The 18432-nt window shown below is 59.7% G+C and carries 23 protein-coding genes; 10 read left to right on the forward strand and 13 right to left on the reverse strand.

The features are described from left to right. Positions 1-19: 19 nt before the first annotated feature. Positions 20-307, forward strand: a complete 288-nt coding sequence (locus tag IB252_RS03015; protein ID WP_033055915.1) for a SelT/SelW/SelH family protein — start codon at positions 20-22, stop codon at positions 305-307. On the opposite strand, the gene IB252_RS03020 is transcribed toward IB252_RS03015, so the two are convergent. Both IB252_RS03020 and IB252_RS03025 read right to left on the reverse strand, forming a co-directional pair. After that, a complete protein-coding gene (locus IB252_RS03020) occupies positions 301-1194 on the reverse strand; it encodes a DMT family transporter (RefSeq protein WP_192406702.1) in 894 nt (297 codons plus the stop codon). The genes IB252_RS03015 and IB252_RS03020 overlap by 7 nt on opposite strands. A gap of 74 nt (positions 1195-1268) precedes the next feature. After that, positions 1269-2033 carry a helix-turn-helix transcriptional regulator gene (locus tag IB252_RS03025; RefSeq protein ID WP_192406703.1) on the reverse strand — a complete coding sequence of 255 codons (765 nt, stop codon included), beginning with the start codon at positions 2031-2033 and terminating at the stop codon, positions 1269-1271. 129 nt (positions 2034-2162) lie between these two features. On the opposite strand from IB252_RS03025, the gene IB252_RS03030 reads away from it, so the two are divergent. Then, positions 2163-2978: a UDP-2,3-diacylglucosamine diphosphatase gene (locus tag IB252_RS03030; RefSeq protein ID WP_192406705.1), complete on the forward strand. Its 816-nt coding sequence runs from the start codon at positions 2163-2165 to the stop codon at positions 2976-2978. Between the two features lie 128 nt (positions 2979-3106). Here the strand turns inward: IB252_RS03030 and IB252_RS03035 are convergent, their stop codons facing one another. Both IB252_RS03035 and IB252_RS03040 read right to left on the reverse strand, forming a co-directional pair. Then, positions 3107-3697 (reverse strand): HD domain-containing protein, encoded by a 591-nt coding sequence (locus IB252_RS03035; protein WP_111451830.1) that lies wholly within the window; start codon positions 3695-3697, stop codon positions 3107-3109. Between the two features lie 99 nt (positions 3698-3796). Beyond that, a complete protein-coding gene (locus IB252_RS03040; RefSeq protein ID WP_008156143.1) occupies positions 3797-4108 on the reverse strand; it encodes an Mpo1-like protein in 312 nt (103 codons plus the stop codon). A 163-nt stretch (positions 4109-4271) separates the two neighbouring features. On the opposite strand from IB252_RS03040, the gene IB252_RS03045 reads away from it, so the two are divergent. After that, positions 4272-5333, forward strand: a complete 1062-nt coding sequence (locus IB252_RS03045) for an AraC family transcriptional regulator (protein ID WP_218536456.1) — start codon at positions 4272-4274, stop codon at positions 5331-5333. Here IB252_RS03045 and IB252_RS03050 read toward each other — a convergent pair. After that, positions 5290-6744, reverse strand: coding sequence for a TrkH family potassium uptake protein (locus IB252_RS03050; protein WP_192406706.1), 1455 nt, complete (start codon positions 6742-6744; stop codon positions 5290-5292). The two genes, IB252_RS03045 and IB252_RS03050, sit on opposite strands and share 44 nt — an antisense overlap. 122 nt (positions 6745-6866) lie before the next feature. On the opposite strand from IB252_RS03050, the gene IB252_RS03055 reads away from it, so the two are divergent. After that, on the forward strand, positions 6867-7433 hold the full coding sequence (locus IB252_RS03055) for an NAD(P)H nitroreductase (protein ID WP_192406708.1): 567 nt from the start codon (positions 6867-6869) through the stop codon (positions 7431-7433). Between the two features lie 205 nt (positions 7434-7638). On the opposite strand, the gene IB252_RS03060 is transcribed toward IB252_RS03055, so the two are convergent. From IB252_RS03060 to IB252_RS03085, 6 genes are all read right to left on the reverse strand, one after another. Then, the gene (locus IB252_RS03060; protein WP_192406710.1) at positions 7639-8979 is read right to left on the reverse strand and encodes a sensor histidine kinase; all 1341 of its coding nucleotides are present in this window, start codon (positions 8977-8979) and stop codon (positions 7639-7641) included. Positions 8980-9230: 251 nt separating this feature from the next. Further along, positions 9231-9683 carry a Spy/CpxP family protein refolding chaperone gene (locus IB252_RS03065; protein ID WP_192406712.1) on the reverse strand — a complete coding sequence of 151 codons (453 nt, stop codon included), beginning with the start codon at positions 9681-9683 and terminating at the stop codon, positions 9231-9233. A gap of 220 nt (positions 9684-9903) precedes the next feature. After that, entirely contained in the window at positions 9904-10581 is a 678-nt protein-coding gene (locus tag IB252_RS03070; RefSeq protein ID WP_008156129.1) for a response regulator transcription factor, read from the reverse strand. A gap of 7 nt (positions 10582-10588) precedes the next feature. Further along, positions 10589-11002: a translation initiation factor 2 gene (locus tag IB252_RS03075; protein WP_192406714.1), complete on the reverse strand. Its 414-nt coding sequence runs from the start codon at positions 11000-11002 to the stop codon at positions 10589-10591. Positions 11003-11111: 109 nt separating this feature from the next. Continuing rightward, positions 11112-11411, reverse strand: a complete 300-nt coding sequence (locus tag IB252_RS03080) for a YciI family protein (protein WP_059407602.1) — start codon at positions 11409-11411, stop codon at positions 11112-11114. Position 11412: 1 nt separating this feature from the next. Continuing rightward, positions 11413-12009: a septation protein A gene (locus IB252_RS03085; protein ID WP_111451837.1), complete on the reverse strand. Its 597-nt coding sequence runs from the start codon at positions 12007-12009 to the stop codon at positions 11413-11415. An 87-nt stretch (positions 12010-12096) separates the two neighbouring features. On the opposite strand from IB252_RS03085, the gene IB252_RS03090 reads away from it, so the two are divergent. From IB252_RS03090 to scpB, 4 genes are read left to right on the forward strand one after another with little or no spacing between them, the layout of a single operon-like run. Next, positions 12097-12960 (forward strand): PHP domain-containing protein, encoded by an 864-nt coding sequence (locus IB252_RS03090; protein WP_046046431.1) that lies wholly within the window; start codon positions 12097-12099, stop codon positions 12958-12960. A 13-nt stretch (positions 12961-12973) separates the two neighbouring features. Further along, positions 12974-13603 carry an L-threonylcarbamoyladenylate synthase gene (locus tag IB252_RS03095; protein ID WP_111451925.1) on the forward strand — a complete coding sequence of 210 codons (630 nt, stop codon included), beginning with the start codon at positions 12974-12976 and terminating at the stop codon, positions 13601-13603. Further along, positions 13604-14425 (forward strand): segregation and condensation protein A, encoded by an 822-nt coding sequence (locus tag IB252_RS03100; RefSeq protein ID WP_008156118.1) that lies wholly within the window; start codon positions 13604-13606, stop codon positions 14423-14425. Between the two features lie 11 nt (positions 14426-14436). Next, on the forward strand, positions 14437-15417 hold the full coding sequence (gene scpB, locus IB252_RS03105; protein WP_192406716.1) for an SMC-Scp complex subunit ScpB: 981 nt from the start codon (positions 14437-14439) through the stop codon (positions 15415-15417). Between the two features lie 45 nt (positions 15418-15462). Here scpB and IB252_RS03110 read toward each other — a convergent pair whose 3' ends face one another. After that, the gene (locus IB252_RS03110) at positions 15463-16206 is read right to left on the reverse strand and encodes an anti-sigma factor family protein (RefSeq protein WP_192406718.1); all 744 of its coding nucleotides are present in this window, start codon (positions 16204-16206) and stop codon (positions 15463-15465) included. Further along, positions 16199-16711 carry a sigma-70 family RNA polymerase sigma factor gene (locus tag IB252_RS03115; protein WP_111451839.1) on the reverse strand — a complete coding sequence of 171 codons (513 nt, stop codon included), beginning with the start codon at positions 16709-16711 and terminating at the stop codon, positions 16199-16201. The genes IB252_RS03110 and IB252_RS03115 overlap by 8 nt, the downstream gene beginning before the upstream one ends. Before the next feature lie 154 nt (positions 16712-16865). Here IB252_RS03115 and IB252_RS03120 point away from each other — a divergent pair, with 154 nt between their 5' ends. Continuing rightward, positions 16866-17834: a metallophosphoesterase family protein gene (locus tag IB252_RS03120; protein WP_192406720.1), complete on the forward strand. Its 969-nt coding sequence runs from the start codon at positions 16866-16868 to the stop codon at positions 17832-17834. A 13-nt stretch (positions 17835-17847) separates the two neighbouring features. Further along, positions 17848-18156 carry a cupredoxin family copper-binding protein gene (locus IB252_RS03125; protein ID WP_192406722.1) on the forward strand — a complete coding sequence of 103 codons (309 nt, stop codon included), beginning with the start codon at positions 17848-17850 and terminating at the stop codon, positions 18154-18156. Positions 18157-18432: the final 276 nt, after the last annotated feature.

An 18432-nucleotide genomic window follows, 5' to 3' on the forward strand; every position in this document is an offset into this window, starting at 1 on the left:
CTCAGGAGTTTCGCCGATCATGACTGCACGCAAACCGGAAATCATCATCACGTATTGCACGCAATGCCAGTGGCTGTTGCGTGCTGCCTGGCTGGCCCAGGAACTGCTCAGTACCTTCGGTGACGATCTGGGCAAAGTGTCGCTGGTGCCCGGCACCGGTGGGGTGTTTCACATTTTCTGTGACGATGTGCAGATCTGGGAGCGCAAGGCTGATGGCGGTTTCCCGGAGGCCAAAGTGCTGAAGCAGCGGGTCCGTGATCAAATTGATCCGGACCGCGACCTGGGGCACAACGACCGCACTCAGTGAGAGGCGGCTTCTGCCGCAACGGCTTTCTTGCTTGAGCCGCCCGAGAGTCGGCTGGAGACCACGATCGCCACGATGATCAACGCGCCACCGATCAGCATGCGCAGTGTCGGATTTTCATCAAACAGCAGCCAGGCCATGGTGATGCCGTAAACCGGCTCCAGGGCGAACACCACGGCCGCGGTCCGCGCCTTGATCACTGCCAGGCTGGCGACAAAAAGACTGTGAGCGATGCCAGTGCAGAACACCCCGAGCAGACCGATCCACAACCAGTCGATGGCGCGCACTTCGCTTAACTGCGGTGCCGCCACCGGCAACAGGCACAACGCGACCACCACGTTCTGACACAGCGCCGCCTGCACCGCCGGGATTCGCCCGGAGCTGGCGCGGTTGGTCAGCGATAGCAGAGAGAACAGCAAACCTGAGCCCACCGCCCACAGCAGACCCATTGTGGCGCCGCTGGCCAGATCGAAATCAGGGGTGACCAGCACCAGCCCGACACTGACCAGCACCACCAGCAGGATTTCGTTGGTGCGAATTCGCTCGCGGAAGATCAACCCTTCAAGGATCACGGTAAACGCCGGGAAGCTGGCGAAACCCAGGGTCGCGATTGCCACGCCTGCGACTTTCACTGCAATGAAAAAACTCACCCAGTGTCCGGCCAGCAGTAAGCCGCTGAGCAACAGTCGGCGCCAGTCCACAGCCTCGAGTTTCTGCCAGCGAGTAGTGCTGGCGAATCGCGCAAAAACGGCCAACGCCAGCACAGCGAATGCAGCGCGCCCGAAGACGATGACGGCGGGGGAGGCGGCAGCCAGTTTGCCGAAGACACCGGTCAGGCCGAACATCAATGCGCCAATATGCAAAGCGCCAAGGGCGGTACGGGGAGTCATTGCAATCCTTGAAAAACGTATAAAACCAGGCCCTACATTGAACCGCGCAACTTCCCGTTGTGTCTGTCGCCAGACTATCGTCCTTTGTCGCCAGCCTCTCGGCGCAACTTGCCAGGCGATGCGCCAAACTCCCGCAACACCGCTGCAGCAAATGCACTCTGGGAACTGTAACCGACCCGACTGGCAACCTCGCCGATGGGCAATGGCGAATCCCGCAGCAGTCCCACAGCGATATGCAAACGTCGACTGCGGATGTAATCCATCGGCGTCTGCCCGCATTCAGCAACGAACCGCGCATGCAGCCGTGCGCTGGACAGACCGGCGACGCGTGCCAGATCGGCGACTTGAAGTGGATAGGCGGCGTACTGATCGATGTGCGCATTCAGCGCCGCATAAGGCAGGCGCCGACCGCCGACGATCTCGGGTTTGGCGTTGTTGAGGCTGGCCAGCAACAACACCGCGCCTTGTTGCGCGATCAATGGATCGTTGACCTGACTGTCCGCCAACCAACTGACCAATTGGCTTTGCCCGGCATCCAGCGGCAGGCGACCGGCGTTGTCGAGCAAACGACGGCTGGCCTCGGCGTGATCCCCCAGGGACTGAGCAACCCATTGGTCGCTGGGCACATCCAGCACCAGGCAACGGCTGCCATTGGCGCTACCGCAGGCGTGATGGAAACCGGACGGCACCACCACGAAACTCTGTTGAACCACCTGACTGCCATGCCCGTCGACCTCGAAATCCAGCGCACCCGACAGCCCGAACACCAGTTGCGCGTGGTCGTGACTGTGGACGATCAGGTCATGAGTGTATTGGCGTAGCGTGAGGATCGGTCTCATCGCAGGTCTCCTGGTCAAGGTGCGGTCAGTCTACACCGGCCGGGCGCTGTCACAGGACTGACTCGCCACTGTCATGGGCGATTAACCCGACCGGCGCAAGCTTGCAAAAACTTTTCCAGAGGGTTGCCCATGACCAGCGCCGAGCTCGCCAAACCCAGTCGTAAGCAACGTGTGCGAACCTTGTGGATTTCCGACGTGCATCTGGGCACCCGGGATTGCCAGGCCGAACACCTGTCGCAGTTTCTCAAGGGCTATCACGCGGACAAGATCTACCTGGTCGGCGACATCATCGATGGCTGGAAGCTGCGCGGCGGCATGTACTGGCCTCAGGCGCACACGAATGTGATCCGCCGCTTGCTGACCATGAGCAAACGCGGCACCGAGGTGATCTATGTCACCGGCAACCACGACGAATTCCTGCGCCGCTATTCGAAGCTGATTCTGGGCAATATCCAACTGGTGGATGAAGCCGTGCACGTGACCGCCGATGGTCGCCATCTCCTGGTCATTCATGGCGACCAATTTGACGTGATCACGAGGTATCACCGCTGGCTGGCCTTTCTCGGCGACTCGGCCTACGAATTCACCCTGACCCTCAACCGCTGGCTCAACCATTGGCGCGCACGCTATGGCTACGGTTACTGGTCGCTGTCGGCGTACCTCAAGCACAAGGTCAAAACCGCGGTCAGCTTCATCAGCGATTTCGAAGAAGCCATCGCTCACGAATGCGTCAAACGCGAGTTGCACGGCGTGGTATGCGGGCACATTCACCATGCCGAGATACGCAAGGTCGGCGGGGTGGATTACCTCAATTGCGGGGATTGGGTGGAGTCGTGCACCGCGCTGATCGAGCATTGGGACGGAACGATCGAGTTATATCGATTGGCGGATGCCCAGGCGCGGGAGGCCGAGTTGAAAGCCATCAAAATCGCAGAGCCGGCCTGAAAAGCAGAGTGTCTGGTCTGGCCCCATCGCGAGCAGGCTCGCTCCCACAGGGGATGTGTGTACAACACAAGTCCAATGTGGGAGCGAGCCTGCTCGCGAATGGAATGCGCAGCAGTCCCCGGGATTTATCAGGCTGGCGAATGTTCTTCCATCGCCGCCTTGTAAATCGAGTACTTGGGCTGCGCAAACAACCGTTCCATCATCGGTTCAAAGAAGCTCAGCGGCAGCGTGTCATACGCTGGGTCAAACGCCGCGGCGTCATATTTGGCGCAAAACTCAATGGTCGCCTGATACTGCGGATGCCCGCTGAATTGCTCGCGCAAATGCCGGTCCATCCCTAGATGATGGAAGAAGTAATACCCCTGGAAAATTCCGTGTTTCTCGACCATCCACAGGTTCGCGGCACTGACGAACGGCTTGAGGATTGCCGCAGCGATGTCCGGGTGGTTGTAGGAACCCAAGGTGTCGCCAATGTCGTGAAGCAGCGCGCAGACCACGTATTCTTCATCGCGGCCATCACGCCAGGCACGGCTGGCGGTTTGCAGGGAATGGGTCAGACGATCCACCGGGAAGCCGCCAAAATCACCCTCCAGTAATTTCAGGTGCGCCACAATCCGTGTCGGCAATTGCCTCGCATAGGCACTGAAATCTGCGGCGATGATCGCCCAGTCTTCCTGCGTGCCGTCCTGCATGTGGGTGAAACGGGCGTGGGCGTTCATCGGCTCTCCGCTTGTTCTTATCGAAAGGGATTTTTTGAGTGTAGAGCCTGGATCCAATACCGCACTGGCTGCGCAGGACGCTTTTGTGGCCCGTCGGGCCTAGAAAGGCACGCGACCCAGAATCATGTCTCGGTACATGACGAAATCGCCGAGCAGGCTGTAAAACGGATGTTGAAAGGTCGCGGGACGGTTCTTCTCGAAAAAGAAATGCCCGGCCCAGGCGAAGCTGTAACCCGCCAGAGGAAGGGCCCATAACAGCAGCCAGGCGCCTTTGCCGATGGTCAGGGCCAGGATGAAAATAACCAGCGTCGTGCCGATAAAGTGCAATCGTCGGCAGGTGCTGTTGCTGTGTTCGCTGAGGTAATACGGGTAGAACTCAGCGAAGCTGTTGAAACGTTTGATGTTTTCCACGACTGCGATCTCTGTGGTTATTGTTCTGACTGCAAGTTGTTCTGCGGGTAGCTTATTTGAGTCTAGAGTGATCATTGGCATCAGCCAGTGACAATAGGCGCCACTTTAGTATCCTTCGGAAATTGGCCGCGATAGACGGCTCACTAAGTAGTAAGTAAACGCCATGAGCGAACGAACGACTTCTGCAAGCTGGGCGATGGGGATTGTCAAAGCACTGGAGATGGACGGCCTGGATTGCCGGGTGCTGTTCAAACAGCTGGGGCTCGACTACGCGGCACTGGATGATCCGGACGCGCGCTTCCCGCAGGATTCCATGACACGGCTGTGGCAGCGCGCGGTTGAGCTGTCCGGCAACCCGGCGATTGGCCTGAACATGGGCAAGGTCGTGCGACCGGCCTCCTTTCATGTGGCCGGTTACGCCTTGATGTCCAGCCAGACCCTGGCCGAAGGCTTTCAACGGCTGGTGCGCTATCAGCGGATCATTGCGGAAAGTGCCGACCTGAGTTTCCGATTGTTGGAAGAAGGCTACGCGCTGATTCTGACGGTCCACGGCGACCATCTGCCACCGACCCGGCAGAGTGCCGAAGCGTCACTGGCCTGTGCCCTGGCGTTGTGCGGCTGGTTGACCGGGCGCACCTTGCAACCGCGCAAGGTGCTGGTGCAGGGCGAAGAGCCCGCCGATCTCGAACCTTATAAACAAGCCTTCCATGCGCCTTTGGTGTTCAACGCACCGTATGACGCCCTGATCTTCGAACGCGCTGACATGGAGGCTCCGCTGCCTACCGCCAACGAGGCGATGGCGCTGTTGCATGACCGGTTTGCCGGTGAATACCTGGCGCGATTTTCCGAGAGTCGCGTGACCCACAAGGCGCGACAGGTGCTGTGCCGTTTGCTGCCCCAGGGCGAACCCAAGCGCGATACCGTGGCGCAGACGCTGCACCTGTCGCAACGCACCTTGCAGCGACGCTTGCAGGAAGAGGGCACGAGTTTTCAGACGTTGCTGGACGACACCCGACGTGAACTGGCCGAGCAATACCTGGCGCAGCCGACCATGACCTTGCTGGAAATTGCCTACCTGCTGGGGTTCGCCGATCCGAGCAACTTCTTCCGCGCTTTCCGCCGCTGGTTCGACGCCACCCCTGGCGAGTACCGGGCGCGGCTGATGGACGCGCTTGCGCCTGTCAGTGACGCCAGAACGCCGGAATACACAGAACAAACACCGTAATGATTTCGAGTCGGCCCAGTAGCATGCCGAACGAGAGAATCCACTTGGCCGCGTCCGGCAGGGTGGCGAAGTTGCCCGCCGGGCCAATGGTCTCGCCCAGGCCCGGGCCAACGCCGGACACTGTGCTGGCGGCGCCGGTAAGGGCGGTCATCCAGTCCACGCCGAGCAGCGACAACAGCAGTGCGATCACGCAGATGGTGATGGCGAAGAAAAACGAAAAGGTCAGAATCGAACGCACGATCTCTTCGTCGAGGCGATGACCGTTGTACTTCTGCTTGATCACCGCGCGTGGATGAATCAACTGGTTAAGGTTGGCCTTGAGCAGGATGTACGCAACCTGGAAGCGGAAAATCTTGATCCCGCCGGCGGTCGAGCCCGAGCAGCCGCCGACAAAACCCAGATAGAAGAACAGCATCAGTGAGAAGTTGCCCCACAGGCTGTAGTCCCCGAGTGCGAACCCGGTGGTCGTCACCACCGAAGTCACGTTCAGCGCCACATGCCGCAGCGCCTCCAGCCAATGTAACTGGGTGGTCCACCAGTACCAGGTGCCGAGCACCAGCCAGGTTACCAGCAACATGCCGAGCAAGCCTTGAACCTGCTGATCCTTGATCAGTGCTTTGCGGTTACCGCGCAAGGTCGCTACATACAGGGTGAACGGCAGGCTGCCGAGGATCATGATGACGATCGCCACCCAGTGCACCGCCGGTTGCGTCCACTTGGCCAGAGACTGGTCGGACGTTGAGAAACCACCGGTGGAAATCGCCGACATCGCGTGGTTGATCGCATCGAACAGGCTCATACCGGCCCACCAGAACGCCAGGCTGCCGAAAATGGTGATGCCGACGTAGGCCGCAACGATCAAACGCGCCACCATGTGCGATCGGGGCATGATTTTTTCGGAACGGTCTGACGACTCGGTCTGAAACAGCCGCATGCCACCAATGCGCAGCAGTGGCAGAATCGCTACCGCCATGCCGATAAAGCCGATGCCGCCGATCCAGTGCAGCAACGAGCGCCACATCAGAATGCCAGGGGACATGGCGTCCAGGCCCGTGAGCACCGTCGACCCGGTGGCGGTAATGCCGGACATGCTTTCGAAGAACGAATCGGTGTAGCTGATGTGCTGGGTCAGCAGGAACGGCAGCGCGGCGAAGATGCATACCACCAGCCAGCTACTGACGGTCAGCAGGTACATGTCTCGCGGGCGCAGGTGTACATGTTCCGGGCGACCGGGGATGACCAGCGCGAGGCCGGCGACAAAGGTAATCATGCTCGCCCAGAGGAACGACGTCAGGTCGCTGGTACGGTCGAAAATCACCAGCGTGGCCATGGGCACGACCATGGCGATGGCCAGGGTGATCAGGAAGATGCCGATGATGAAACCAATGAGACGTAAGGTCGGCAACGCCATGAAGTCTGCTCGGGCTGAAATAAAGAAGGGCGCCATTCTACCTGTGGGGTCTGCTATGTAAACCGGCACTCCCGAGGTGGTTGCAGCTAGAATAGCCTCACATTTTTTTCAGGAGGTGGCCGATGCAGGCTCTCGACGCTTTGCTCAACCGTGTTTCCGTTCCACGACTGATAGAACCGGCCCCCACCGCAGAACAGCGTGAAGTGCTGTTTGGCGCTGCGATGCGAGCGCCAGACCATGGCCACTTGCAGCCTTGGCGCTTCCTGACAGTCGAAGGCGCGGCGCGCGAGCAAATGGGCGAGTTGCTGGCCGAAGCGGCGAAGCTGCAGGACAGCGAAGTGTCCGAGGCGGCGTTGGACAAGGCGCGTAACGGTCCACTGCGCGCGCCACTGGTGGTTGTGGTGATCGCCCGGTTGCAGGATCACGTCAAATATCCGAAGTCCGAACAACGGCTGGCGGCGGGCTGTGCGGCTCACGGGATTTTGCTGGCGGCTTATGCGCAAGGGATTGGCGCGGTATGGCGCACGGGTGAGCTGGCGTATTCGGCGCATGTGGCCAAGGGTTTGGGTTTGGCGGAAGGGGAAGAGGTGATAGCGTTTCTTTACCTTGGCACGCCGCAGAAAGAACCGCGCGTGGCGGAGAAAGTCGACCTGGCTGAATTCGTCAGCGCCTGGCCTTCCAAGGGCTGAGAGCGGTCGTTTGTGAGTGAGGGGTGAATCATTGCGATCCAGCCCTCACCCTAACCCTCTCCCGGAGGGAGAGGGGACTGATCGAGGTGTTCTTGGAGCGGCATCGACCTGAAAATCCGAGTTGAACTCAGGATATGAAATGCCCCCGATCTGCTCCCTTTCCCCCTCTCCCCCGTGGGGAGAGGGCTGGGGTGAGGGGCGGGTTTCAGAGCTGCACCATAGCCCCAGGCACCAACGGCAATTCGAGACTGGCGATAAACCCGCCCTCCGGGTGATTAGCCAACACCAGACTCCCGCCATGCCGTTCCGCCGCACGGCGCGCAATCGCCAATCCCAAACCATGCCCGGCCGCCGTCTGCCCCGGCGCCCGGTAGAATGGCTCACCCAACTGACTCAAATGCGCAGCCTCTACCCCCGGCCCATGGTCGCGCACACTGACCACAATCCGCTCACCCTGACGCACCGCCTGCATTTCAATCGATTGCCCCACCGGGTTGAACCGCTGAGCATTGCGCAGCAGGTTGTCGAGGGCGCGCTCGATCATCGTCGGCCAGCCTTTAAGGTTCAACTGCGGCTCGGCCTCAAGGTGCACGTTCTGCTCCGGCGAACCCAATTGAGCATCCTTTTGCAGGGTGTTGAGCAGCGCATTGAGATCAACCTCTTCAGCGCTGGCGTTGTCGGCATCGACCCGCGCCAAAACCAGGATTTCGCTGATCAGTGCTTCCAGTCGGTCGCACTCCCGAGTGAGACGCGGCCAGAGTTTTTGCCGTTCTTCAGGGTTGGCCCGCTCGGCCAGAGCCAGCGCAATTCGCAGCCGGGCAAGCGGTGAACGCAGTTCATGGGACACATCCCGCAGCAACTGCCGCTGACTGCCGATCAAACTTTGCAGACGCGCGCCCATGCGGTTGAAGTCGTTGGCCAGCACGCCGAACTCATCGCGCCGATTGGCCAGTTTTACCAGGCTGTTTTGTTGGTAGGTGGTTTGCCCCAGATCATGCACTGCGCCGCGCAAGCGGTTGAGTGGGCGAGTAATGGACATCGTCACGAACAGGCTGAACAAGGTCAGGACCACCAGCGCGATACCCAGCGCACTCAACGGCCAGAGCAGGCTTTCGCGGTGCCACGCGTCCAGCTCCGGGTGCGGAATGCGGTAGATCAGCAGGTAGGTGTCGCCGGTTTTTTCGCTGGTGTACTCCGCCGTCAAACGACGCCATGGCAGGCGGCGGTCGTCGTTGTTCTGTCGAGCTTCGAAGGCGGCCGCCCGGCGTGGGAAGGTGCCGCGCACCACCGGATCGCCGCTCTCGTTGAGCACTTGAACGTCGATGTGATACTGGCGCTTGCGCTGTTCCAGAATGTCCTGGGCCGCGTCTTCACCCTGTGATTCGTAGGTTTGCGTCCACTGTTCGGCCAAGGTGTTGAGGCCCGGATGGCGGCTGAGAATCCACGCGTCCTGGTTGAGCATGTGCCCCAGCAGAATGGAAAGCCCTGCAACCAGAGCGATGGCCAACCAGAAGCTGGCCAGAATACGCCAGAACAATGAGCGCACAGAAAATCCTCAAACAAACACAAATCCCATGTGGGAGCGAGCTTGTGTGGCGAGGGGATTTATCCCCGTTCGGCTGCGAAGCAGTCGTCAAACCATTGCTTGCGGTGTATCTGAAACACCGCAATGTTCGATTCGGGGCCGCTTTGCAGCCCAACGGGGATAAATCCCCTCGCCACACAAGCCCGCTCCTACATGGGACTGAATGGAATCAGACCCGACGGTGTTAGCCGTCAGGTCCGGGGGTTAGCACATTATTGCGCCTTTTGCGCCTGTTGCGCTTTCCAGGCCTTGAACTCGGCCCATTCGGCGCGACGCTCAGCCTGTTTTTTCTGGATCTCGTCGAATTGCTTCTGTTGATCCGGTTTCAGCAAGGCGCGCACGTCGGCTTCGGCTTTCTTGTGGTTGGCCGCCATTTCATCTTTCATGGCTTTCTGGTCGGCTGGCGAGAGTTTTTCCAGGTACTTTTCGACCACTTGCTTACGCTCGTGCATCTGCTCGCCCATGATTTTGCGGATCTGCTCGCGCTGTTCGCGGCTCAGGTCCAGCTGGCTGTACGGGCCTTTGCCGTGCATGCCGTGCATCTGACCGCCATGGCGTGAGTCGTCCATCGGGCCACCCATCGGGCCGGCACCTTCAGGCATGGCGGCCATGGCAACGGTTGGCAGGGCGGCAGCGAACATTAGAGCGATAAGAGTCTTGCGCATGGTGAATCTCCTTGTCTCGTTCCCGGTACGTTCCGGATGAGTACAGATTACGCAGATCAAGGTCAGCGGCGGTCAGCGGAGCGTAAAGCTTGGGTAAAGACGATTTCTCGCCGACCTGACAAAACTTACAGGCATCGTAGGAGCACGGCTTGCTGGCGATGGCGTCCTTGAGATAGTCATCGCCGGCAAGCCGTGCTCCTACGGGGGAAGATATTCGGGATTAGAGGCTGTAGTAATAGCCGCGGCTGCGCAGGGCCACGATGCGTGGGCGGCCGTCGGGGTGCGGGCCGATCTTTTTGCGCAGGTTGCTGACGTGCATGTCCAGGCTGCGGTCGTACAGCGTCAGTTTGCGGCCGAGGGCGATTTGCGCCAGTTCCTGTTTGTCCAGCGGCTCGCCAGGTTGCTTGAGCAGGGCTTCGAGCAAACGGCTTTCGGAGACGGTGAGGGTGAATTCCTGTTCATCGATGCTGACCACGCCACGTACCGGGCTGAAACACAGGTCGCCCAATTCGAGCTGACTGGAGACGGCTGCCGGATGACTGCGGCGCAACACGGCGCGCAGGCGGGCTGTCAGTTCCCGTGGGTCGCACGGTTTGGCCAGGTAATCGTCGGCACCGAGTTCCAGGCCGAGGATGCGGTCCAGCGGTTCGCCGCGAGCCGAGAGCATCAGCACCGGCAAGTCCGGGTGATCGCTGCGCAATTGCTTGAGCAGCTCCAGACCGCTGCCGTCCGGCAGCATCACATCCAGCACCACGGCTGCCGGCGATGTTTCGGCCAGTGCGCGACGAGCACTCTGACCATCGTGGCAGGCGCGGACGTGGAAGCCTTCCTGGCTCAGCCAACTGCTCAGGAGCTCGCACAGCTCCTGGTCATCATCAATTAATAACAGCTCGCTCATGACTCACTCAATTTAGCCATTGCCTACGTTTTCTGGTGGCACCACTGGCGAAGATACCGCAGAGCAGCGCCAATAGCGCTACCCCGGCGCCGATGACGAACCACTGTTGCTGGTCGGTCAATAGACGCGGCAGCGGGTTGCCGGCCTGGGCTTCCTTGAGTTGCAGCTTGAGGCGCTGATTCTCTTGGCGCAACCGGCTCAGCTGAGCGCTTTCGCGTTCGGCATCGGTATTTTGCAGTTGTTTGCTCAGTTCTTCTCGTTGCTGTTCGCTTACCTTCAAGCGCTGTTGCAACTGGGTGATCTGGCTGCCGGCGCTCAGGGACAATGGCGTGGAACTACCGCCCTCGGCGCTTTCTTCACCGTGGGCAGGGGCCACAATCGACAACGTCACCAACATCAGACACAACGGACCTTTGCGCATCGCCACTCCTGATTCCAATACGAGTATTGGGCAGGTTGTCGGCCGGTAAACGAGAATAATGAGCGTTGAGAGCACGATGAACCGACAAGGTTCATCGTGGGGGGAGAAATTACGGGAGGACTTGCTTGAACGGTTTGACCGAAACGTTGGCGTAGACGCCTGCGGCGATATACGGATCAGCGTCGGCCCAAGCCTGTGCGGCGCTCAGGGAATCGAATTCGGCGACGATCAGGCTGCCGGTGAAACCCGCAGCGCCCGGATCATTGCTGTCGACCGCCGGGTTTGGACCGGCCAAAACGATGCGACCTTCACCTTTGAGCACTTGCAGGCGCTCAAGGTGTGCAGGCCGTGCGGCCAGGCGGGCTTCCAGGGAGTTGGCGACGTCTGTGGCAATGATTGCGTAAAGCATGTCAGTCCTCGGTTTTTGGCGTAGTGGTATCGGCGTCGTGCAGGTGGCGGGACAGGTAAATGCCCTGGCCGACCAGGAACAGCAGCGTCATGCCCAGGCTGCCGAAGACTTTGAAGTCGACCCAGTAGTCCTGAAAGGTGAACGCGACGAACAGGTTGGCGGCACCGCAAAACAGGAAAAACCCGATCCAGGCGATGTTCAGGCGGGTCCAGACCGGATCCGGCAGGGTCAGCGCGTGGCCCATGATGCGTTTGATCAGCAGTTGCTCACCGACGAAGTGGCTGCCAATGAACGCCAGGGCGAACAGCCAGTTCACCACCGGGGCTTTCCATTTCAGGAAGGTTTCGCTGTGGAACGCCAGGGTCAGGCTGCCGAAGACCAGGCAGGCGATGAGGGTCAGCCACTGGCTCTTCTCCAGCTTGCGCTGCTTGATGAACAGCGTGCCGTAAACCACCAGGGAGCTGATGATCAGCATGGCGGTGGCGCTGTAAATACCGCCTACAGTCAACTCGTGACCGGCGATGTCGACGACCCGGGGATCGAGCTTGAAGACGATGAAGAACAGCAGAAGCGGGATGAAATCGATGAATTGTTTCACAGTGGCAGCCAGAAGCAGGATGTGGCGGCATAATAACAAACATATGGGCGCGCGATAGCGCCAGCTGATTTGAGGTAAAAAAGTCCTGTGAATGTTGATTTGCACTGCCATAGCACGGCCTCCGATGGCGCTCTCGCGCCTGCAGTACTGGTTGCGCGTGCGTTCGAGAAAGGCGTGCGAGTCCTGGCCTTGACCGATCACGACACCCTCGAAGGCCTTGATGAGGCCCGCAGCACCGCGACTGCGCTGGGGATGCAACTGGTCAATGGCGTCGAATTGTCCTGCACCTGGGGCGGCGCGACCATTCACGTGCTGGGCTATGGTTTCGACGTCAACGCTGCGCCGTTGGTCGAGGCCATCGCAAAATTGCACGATGGCCGCTGGTTACGGTCCGAAGAAATAAGCCGCAAGTTGGCGCTTAAAGGCATGCCGGGTGCGCTGGAAGGTGCCCGGGCGATCCAGCAGGAACTGGGCGACAGCGGCAACGCGCCGGCCCGTCCGCATTTCGCCGACTGGATGGTGCGTGAAGGTTTCGTCAAGGATCGCGCCGAAGCGTTCCGCAAATGGCTGGGTGCCGGCAAGCTGGGGGACGTCAAGCAACACTGGCCGACCCTGGAAGACACGGTCGAAACCCTGCGCGCCGCCAAGGCCTGGGTCAGCCTGGCGCATCCGTGGCACTACGATTTCACTCGCAGCAAACGTCGCCGGCTGATTGCCGACTATATTCAAGCAGGGGGCCACGCAATCGAAGTGGTCAATGGCCATCAGCCCGCCGAGCAAGTGGGCAGCCTGGCGATTCTCGCCCGTGAGTTCGGTCTGCTGGTCAGCGCCGGCAGTGATTTTCATGGTCCTGGAGGCTGGTCCGAGATCGGTGAATACCGCCCGCTCCCGGAGGATCTGCCGCCACTGTGGTGTCGATTCAAACATGACCCAATTATTGCCGCCGTCTGAACAGGTAGAGAATGTGAGTCAATTTTTCCAGATTCATCCGGAAAACCCGCAAGCGCGCCTGATCAAACAGGCTGTCGAAATCATCCGCAGCGGCGGGGTGGTGATTTATCCCACAGACTCGTCCTACGCCATTGGTTGCCAGATCGGCGACAAGAATGCCGTGGAGCGCGTGCGTCGGTTGCGTGGACTGGATGACAAGCACAACTTCGCACTGATTTGCAGCGACCTGTCGCAACTGGGGCTATTCGCCAAGATCGACACCGGCCTTTTCCGTTTGCTCAAGGCCCACTTGCCGGGTCCGTATACCTTCATTCTCAACGCCACCCGCGAAGTGCCGCGGCTGTTGTTGCACCCGAAAAAACGCACCATCGGCCTGCGTGTGCCGAGTCATCCGATTGCCCTGGCGCTGTTGGAGGAACTCGGCGAACCGCTGATGAGCGTGACCCTGATCATGCCCGGCGACACTGACCCGATGACCGATCCTTACGAAATGCGTCAGTTGCTTGAGCATCAGGTCGACCTGATCATCGACGGCGGTTTCGGCGGAATCAAGGCGTCCACCGTGATCAACCTCGCCGACGGCGAGCCGGAAGTGATCCGTGTTGGCTGCGGCGACCCGACGCCGTTCATGGCCGAGGCGTAGATGTCTGCAGTAGAACCCGTTGTTGACAGTCAGGCCGGAGCCCAGCAAGAGCTGCCCTTCGCGATGGTCTATGGCCAGGCGGTCATGGAAATGCCGCTGGACCTGTACATTCCGCCGGATGCGCTTGAGGTCTTTCTCGAAGCCTTCGAAGGCCCTCTCGACTTGCTGCTGTACCTGATCCGCAAACAGAACATCAACATCCTCGACATCCCGGTGGCGGAAATTACCCGTCAGTACATGGGCTATGTCGAGTTGATGCAGTCGGTGCGCCTGGAGCTGGCCGCCGAGTACCTGGTCATGGCCGCAATGCTGGCCGAGATCAAATCGCGGATGCTGCTGCCGCGTGCCGAAACGATCGAAGCCGAAGAAGACGACCCCCGCGCTGAACTGATTCGCCGCTTGCAAGAGTACGAACGCTTCAAGGCCGCAGCCGAAGGCATCGATGGCCTGAGCCGTGTGGGCCGTGACGTGGTAGTCCCCAAGCTCGACGCCCCGGAAGCCCGGGCACGCAAGCTGTTGCCAGACGTGCGTCTTTCAGAGCTGCTGTTGTCCATGGCCGAGGTCCTGCGCCGAGGCGACATGTTCGAAAGTCACCAGGTCAGCCGCGAGGCACTGTCCACCCGCGAACGCATGAGCGATGTGCTGGAGCGCCTCAAGGGCGGCGGTTTCGTGCCCTTTGCCGAGCTGTTCACCGCTGAAGAAGGACGTCTGGGGGTGGTGGTGACCTTCATGGCGATTCTCGAACTGGTCAAGGAATCTTTGGTCGAGCTGGTGCAGAATGAGCCGTTCGCAGCGATCCACGTGCGGGCCCGAGCCGAATAACGAGTTGAATCATGAACCTGACTGAACCCCGCGAGCTGGCGCCACTGCTTGAAGCCTTTCTGTTGGCCTCGGGAAAACCGCAATCGCTTGAACGCCTGTTCGAACTCTTCGAAGAGGGCGAGCGCCCGGAGCCGCCGGTCTTCAAGAAAGCCCTGACGATTCTCGCCAAGTCCTGCGACGGCCGCGCCTTTGAGTTGAAGGAAGTGGCCTCCGGGTATCGCTTGCAGATCCGCGAAAAGTTCTCGCCGTGGGTCGGACGTTTGTGGGAAGAGCGGCCGCAGCGCTATTCCCGCGCCATGCTCGAAACCATCGCGCTGATCGCTTATCGCCAGCCGATCACCCGGGGCGAGATTGAAGACGTGCGGGGCGTGGCGGTCAACAGTCACATTGTCAAAACCTTGCTGGAGCGCGAGTGGATCCGCATCGTCGGTTACCGCGACGTGCCGGGTAAACCGGCGATGTTTGCCACCACCAAGGCCTTTCTCGATCACTTCAACCTGAAAAACCTCGACGATTTGCCACCGCTGGCCGAATTGCGCGAGCTTGAGCCTGACCCGGTGCTCGATTTCGACGATGCTCCGGTGCCTGCCGCACTGCAGGAGTTGGCCGACGCCAGCGCCGAGCCGGAAGAGCCGAAGGAAGAAACCAGTTTCCACACCCTGTTGCTGGAACTGGACACCATGGAGGAGGGGCTCAAGACCGACTTCGACGATCTGTTGCGCGATGGGGCGGTGACCGAGACCGAAGGGGAGTTGGCAGAGCCCGAGCCTGACACTGAAGTTGAACTTCAAGTCGAGGCTGAAGCCACTGTCAAAGAAGAGCAGGAACCAGAGCAGGAAGATGACATTCTTGGTGTTGCCGACGCTCGCGCAAAGCTCCTGGCCGCTGTAGCCGCGCTGGACCAGTCGACACCTGAGCTCAGCGATGAAGAGGCCGAAGCCCAAGCCCTCGCCGAAGCGATCGAAAACGAACGCCGCCAGCACGAAGACTGACACGAGCCCAATGTGGGAGATCTATGTTGCAGCGCAACCTTGCCTTCAGGCGCCGTTCTTGAGCAACTGGCTGAACGCCTCCAGCTCACTTTTCTCCAGATCGGAAACCAGTACAAATTGCATGTGGTTTTCTTGCCAGAACACGACGTTAAAGCCGCGGACCATCTGACTCTGAAGCGGCTTGTCCGCCTCCTGCGTGGGCAGGATAAACACATTGATAATGTGCTTGGCGCGCCCATAACTCAGGGCCGCCGTGGTCTGATGTTGCAGGTAATCCAACCGTCCACCCAATAATGGAAAGCCCTGCGCCGAGTAATCGAATACCGGTGGCGAGAAGTCGAGCTTGCCGGTGAACCAAGGCTTCACTGTATGGCGGTCGGATGAAACCACATCGTTCAAATGTTCACCCATTAACGAGCGGACATGGCTGGAGACCGCCTCATCCATCAACGGCTGTTCGCTGGCCGGCGTGACGACATACAGCATCACTGCCAAGGCCAGCGCTGTCGCCGAAAAAACAGGCGCGAACCATTTTCGCCAACGTTCCACTGCACGGGTTTGTGGCGCAACAGGGGCGAAAAGGTTGGCAGTCAACGACACCGGTGCCGAGTAATACGGCGCATGTCGCTTCACGCTGACCTTCAGTAGCCGCGCCTGATCATGCAACCGCGCGCAGTTGGCACATACAGCCAAATGCCCGGCGACCCGGGCAGCCATCACCGTATCGAGTTCCTTGTCCAGATAGCCATGAACCAGCATCTGGCAAGCCGTGCAGTCGAGTTCATTCATGATCATGCAACTTCAGTAGTTCGAGCTTGAGCATGGCGCGAGCCCGGGCCAGTCTCGACATGACGGTGCCGATCGGGATGTCGGCGACCAAGGCGATGTCCTTGTAGGGCATGTCTTCGAGCTCCTTCAGAATAATCACCTCGCGAAATATGGGCGGCAGGGCGCACAGGGCTTGCTGGACAAGCATCGCGTTTTCCGTGTGTATGGCCAGCAACTCGGGGGTTTGGCCGTGACTCAACGCGGCATCGTCTTCGGGCAGTTCATCGCCGATAGCCACCCAGTGGTGGCCGGCCGAGGCCTTGAGCCAGGTGTAGCTTTCGTTACGCACGATGGTCAGAAACCAGGCCTTGGCATTGCCGTCGGTGAAACGGTGCAAGAATCTGAAGGCCCGCAGGGCGCTTTCCTGCACGACGTCGCGCGCGGCGCTGTCGTTACCGGTGAGCCAGCGCGCGAGGTTGTAGGCGGCGTCCATGTGGGGCGCAAACAAGTCCTCAAATCGCTTCATAGTGATTCCCGCAACGTCCCACCCCTATAACTGTCATTCGCTGTGTTTTATTCCCGGGGAAAAAATAATTTTGCGACGTGGAATAAAGACTCGTCCCACAAGGTTGTATCTCGTGTCAGCTACATCACTGTAGTCCGCTAGCGAGGGCACACCGATGGACATTCATACGAAACACGAACGACGCACCGACGGTCCGCTGAACCCCGACCGCCGGACACTGCTCAAGTGCTCCGCGTGGGCCGGGGCCGGGGTGCTCTGGGCCCTGAGCGGCGGTATTCCGCGGGCCTTTGCGCTGGACGATTCCGGCAACGTCTCCGACCCCAAGGCGCTGGCCAGCACGTTCCACTTTGTGCAGATCAGCGACTCGCACATCGGTTTCAACAAGGAGGCCAATCCGGAACCGTCGAAGACCTTGCAGGTGGCCATCGACAAGGTCATCGCATTGCCGAAACGGCCGTCGTTGATCCTGCATACCGGCGATATCACCCACCTGTCGAAACCGGAAGAATTCGATACGGCGGCGCAACTGCTCAAGGGCCTTCCGTCCACCGTGCACTACGTGCCGGGCGAGCACGACACCCTCGACGAGGGCGGCGGCAAGCTCTATCTGGAGCGTTACGGCAAGGGCACCAAAGGCAATGGCTGGTACAGCTTCGATGACCACGGCGTGCATTTCATCGGGTTGGTGAATGTCTTCAATTTCCAGGCTGGCCATGAAGCGACGCTTGGCGCCGATCAACTGGCCTGGCTGGCCGATGACCTGCGCGCTGTGACGAGCAGCACGCCAATCGTGGTGTTTACCCATATTCCGTTGTGGACGATTTATCAGCCGTGGGGTTGGGGCACCGAAGATGGCGATCAGGCGATTGCCATGCTGCGCAAGTACGGTTCGGTGACGGTATTGAACGGGCATATCCATCAGGTCATCCAGAAGGTTGAAGGCAATATCACCTTCCACACCGCCCGCGGCACGGCTTATCCACAACCTGCACCGGGTACGGCGCCGGCACCGGGACCGATGACGGTGGCGGCTGATCAACTGCGCAATTATTTAGGGCTCACCGATGTGCGAGCGACGCAGGGCGAGCATCCGCTGGCGCTGATCGATTCGACACTGGTTTAGCGGAGGAACGGGGATGAAAACGCGAATGTTGGCCGTTGTCTGCCTGATGCTGTCTATGCCGGTGTGGGCTCAGGAGGTGAAAATCGATATCAAAGAGTTCATGTTTGCGCCCAAGGATTTGAACGTGGCCGTGGGCACCAAAGTGACGTGGGTAAACGATGACCAGATCCCGCATACGGTGGCGGAAACCCATAAGGTGTTTCGCTCAGGGGCGCTGGATACGAATGACAGCTTTTCCTGGGTGTTCAACACGCCGGGGGAGTTTGAGTATTTTTGTGCGCTGCATCCGCAGATGATCGGGAAGATTGTGGTCAGCCAGTGATGTCGCAAGCAACTTGCGATAGATCGAGCTAAAGAAACCCTAACCCCTGTGGGAGCGAGCAGGTTCGCTCACACAGGGGGGCAGTGTCGCGGTTGAGCAAACTCGGCACCACCGGTCGGCGGAAAATCAAGTAAGTCGCCATTGATCAGCTAGTCTCTGATGCGCGAACGCTCCCATGAGCGTATGATTCGCGACCCTTCGGCGATCCCTTTGCCCTAGACCCAGCTTTCAACTCTTCAGGTCCCTCACTTCAGAGCTGCCTGAACAGACCACACC

Source organism: Pseudomonas sp. PDM10, from assembly GCF_014852295.1.
In the GTDB taxonomy this organism is placed as follows: domain Bacteria; phylum Pseudomonadota; class Gammaproteobacteria; order Pseudomonadales; family Pseudomonadaceae; genus Aquipseudomonas.

Coding starts and splice junctions, on each gene's coding strand:
- IB252_RS03015 (WP_033055915.1), top strand. CDS start 20: ATGACTGCACGCAAACCGGAAATCATCATCACGTATTGCACGCAATGC.
- IB252_RS03020 (WP_192406702.1), bottom strand. CDS start 1,194: ATGACTCCCCGTACCGCCCTTGGCGCTTTGCATATTGGCGCATTGATG.
- IB252_RS03025 (WP_192406703.1), bottom strand. CDS start 2,033: ATGAGACCGATCCTCACGCTACGCCAATACACTCATGACCTGATCGTC.
- IB252_RS03030 (WP_192406705.1), top strand. CDS start 2,163: ATGACCAGCGCCGAGCTCGCCAAACCCAGTCGTAAGCAACGTGTGCGA.
- IB252_RS03035 (WP_111451830.1), bottom strand. CDS start 3,697: ATGAACGCCCACGCCCGTTTCACCCACATGCAGGACGGCACGCAGGAA.
- IB252_RS03045 (WP_218536456.1), top strand. CDS start 4,272: ATGAGCGAACGAACGACTTCTGCAAGCTGGGCGATGGGGATTGTCAAA.
- IB252_RS03050 (WP_192406706.1), bottom strand. CDS start 6,744: ATGGCGTTGCCGACCTTACGTCTCATTGGTTTCATCATCGGCATCTTC.
- IB252_RS03055 (WP_192406708.1), top strand. CDS start 6,867: ATGCAGGCTCTCGACGCTTTGCTCAACCGTGTTTCCGTTCCACGACTG.
- IB252_RS03065 (WP_192406712.1), bottom strand. CDS start 9,683: ATGCGCAAGACTCTTATCGCTCTAATGTTCGCTGCCGCCCTGCCAACC.
- IB252_RS03070 (WP_008156129.1), bottom strand. CDS start 10,581: ATGAGCGAGCTGTTATTAATTGATGATGACCAGGAGCTGTGCGAGCTC.
- IB252_RS03075 (WP_192406714.1), bottom strand. CDS start 11,002: ATGCGCAAAGGTCCGTTGTGTCTGATGTTGGTGACGTTGTCGATTGTG.
- IB252_RS03080 (WP_059407602.1), bottom strand. CDS start 11,411: ATGCTTTACGCAATCATTGCCACAGACGTCGCCAACTCCCTGGAAGCC.
- IB252_RS03100 (WP_008156118.1), top strand. CDS start 13,604: ATGTCTGCAGTAGAACCCGTTGTTGACAGTCAGGCCGGAGCCCAGCAA.
- scpB (WP_192406716.1), top strand. CDS start 14,437: ATGAACCTGACTGAACCCCGCGAGCTGGCGCCACTGCTTGAAGCCTTT.
- IB252_RS03110 (WP_192406718.1), bottom strand. CDS start 16,206: ATGAATGAACTCGACTGCACGGCTTGCCAGATGCTGGTTCATGGCTAT.
- IB252_RS03115 (WP_111451839.1), bottom strand. CDS start 16,711: ATGAAGCGATTTGAGGACTTGTTTGCGCCCCACATGGACGCCGCCTAC.
- IB252_RS03120 (WP_192406720.1), top strand. CDS start 16,866: ATGGACATTCATACGAAACACGAACGACGCACCGACGGTCCGCTGAAC.
- IB252_RS03125 (WP_192406722.1), top strand. CDS start 17,848: ATGAAAACGCGAATGTTGGCCGTTGTCTGCCTGATGCTGTCTATGCCG.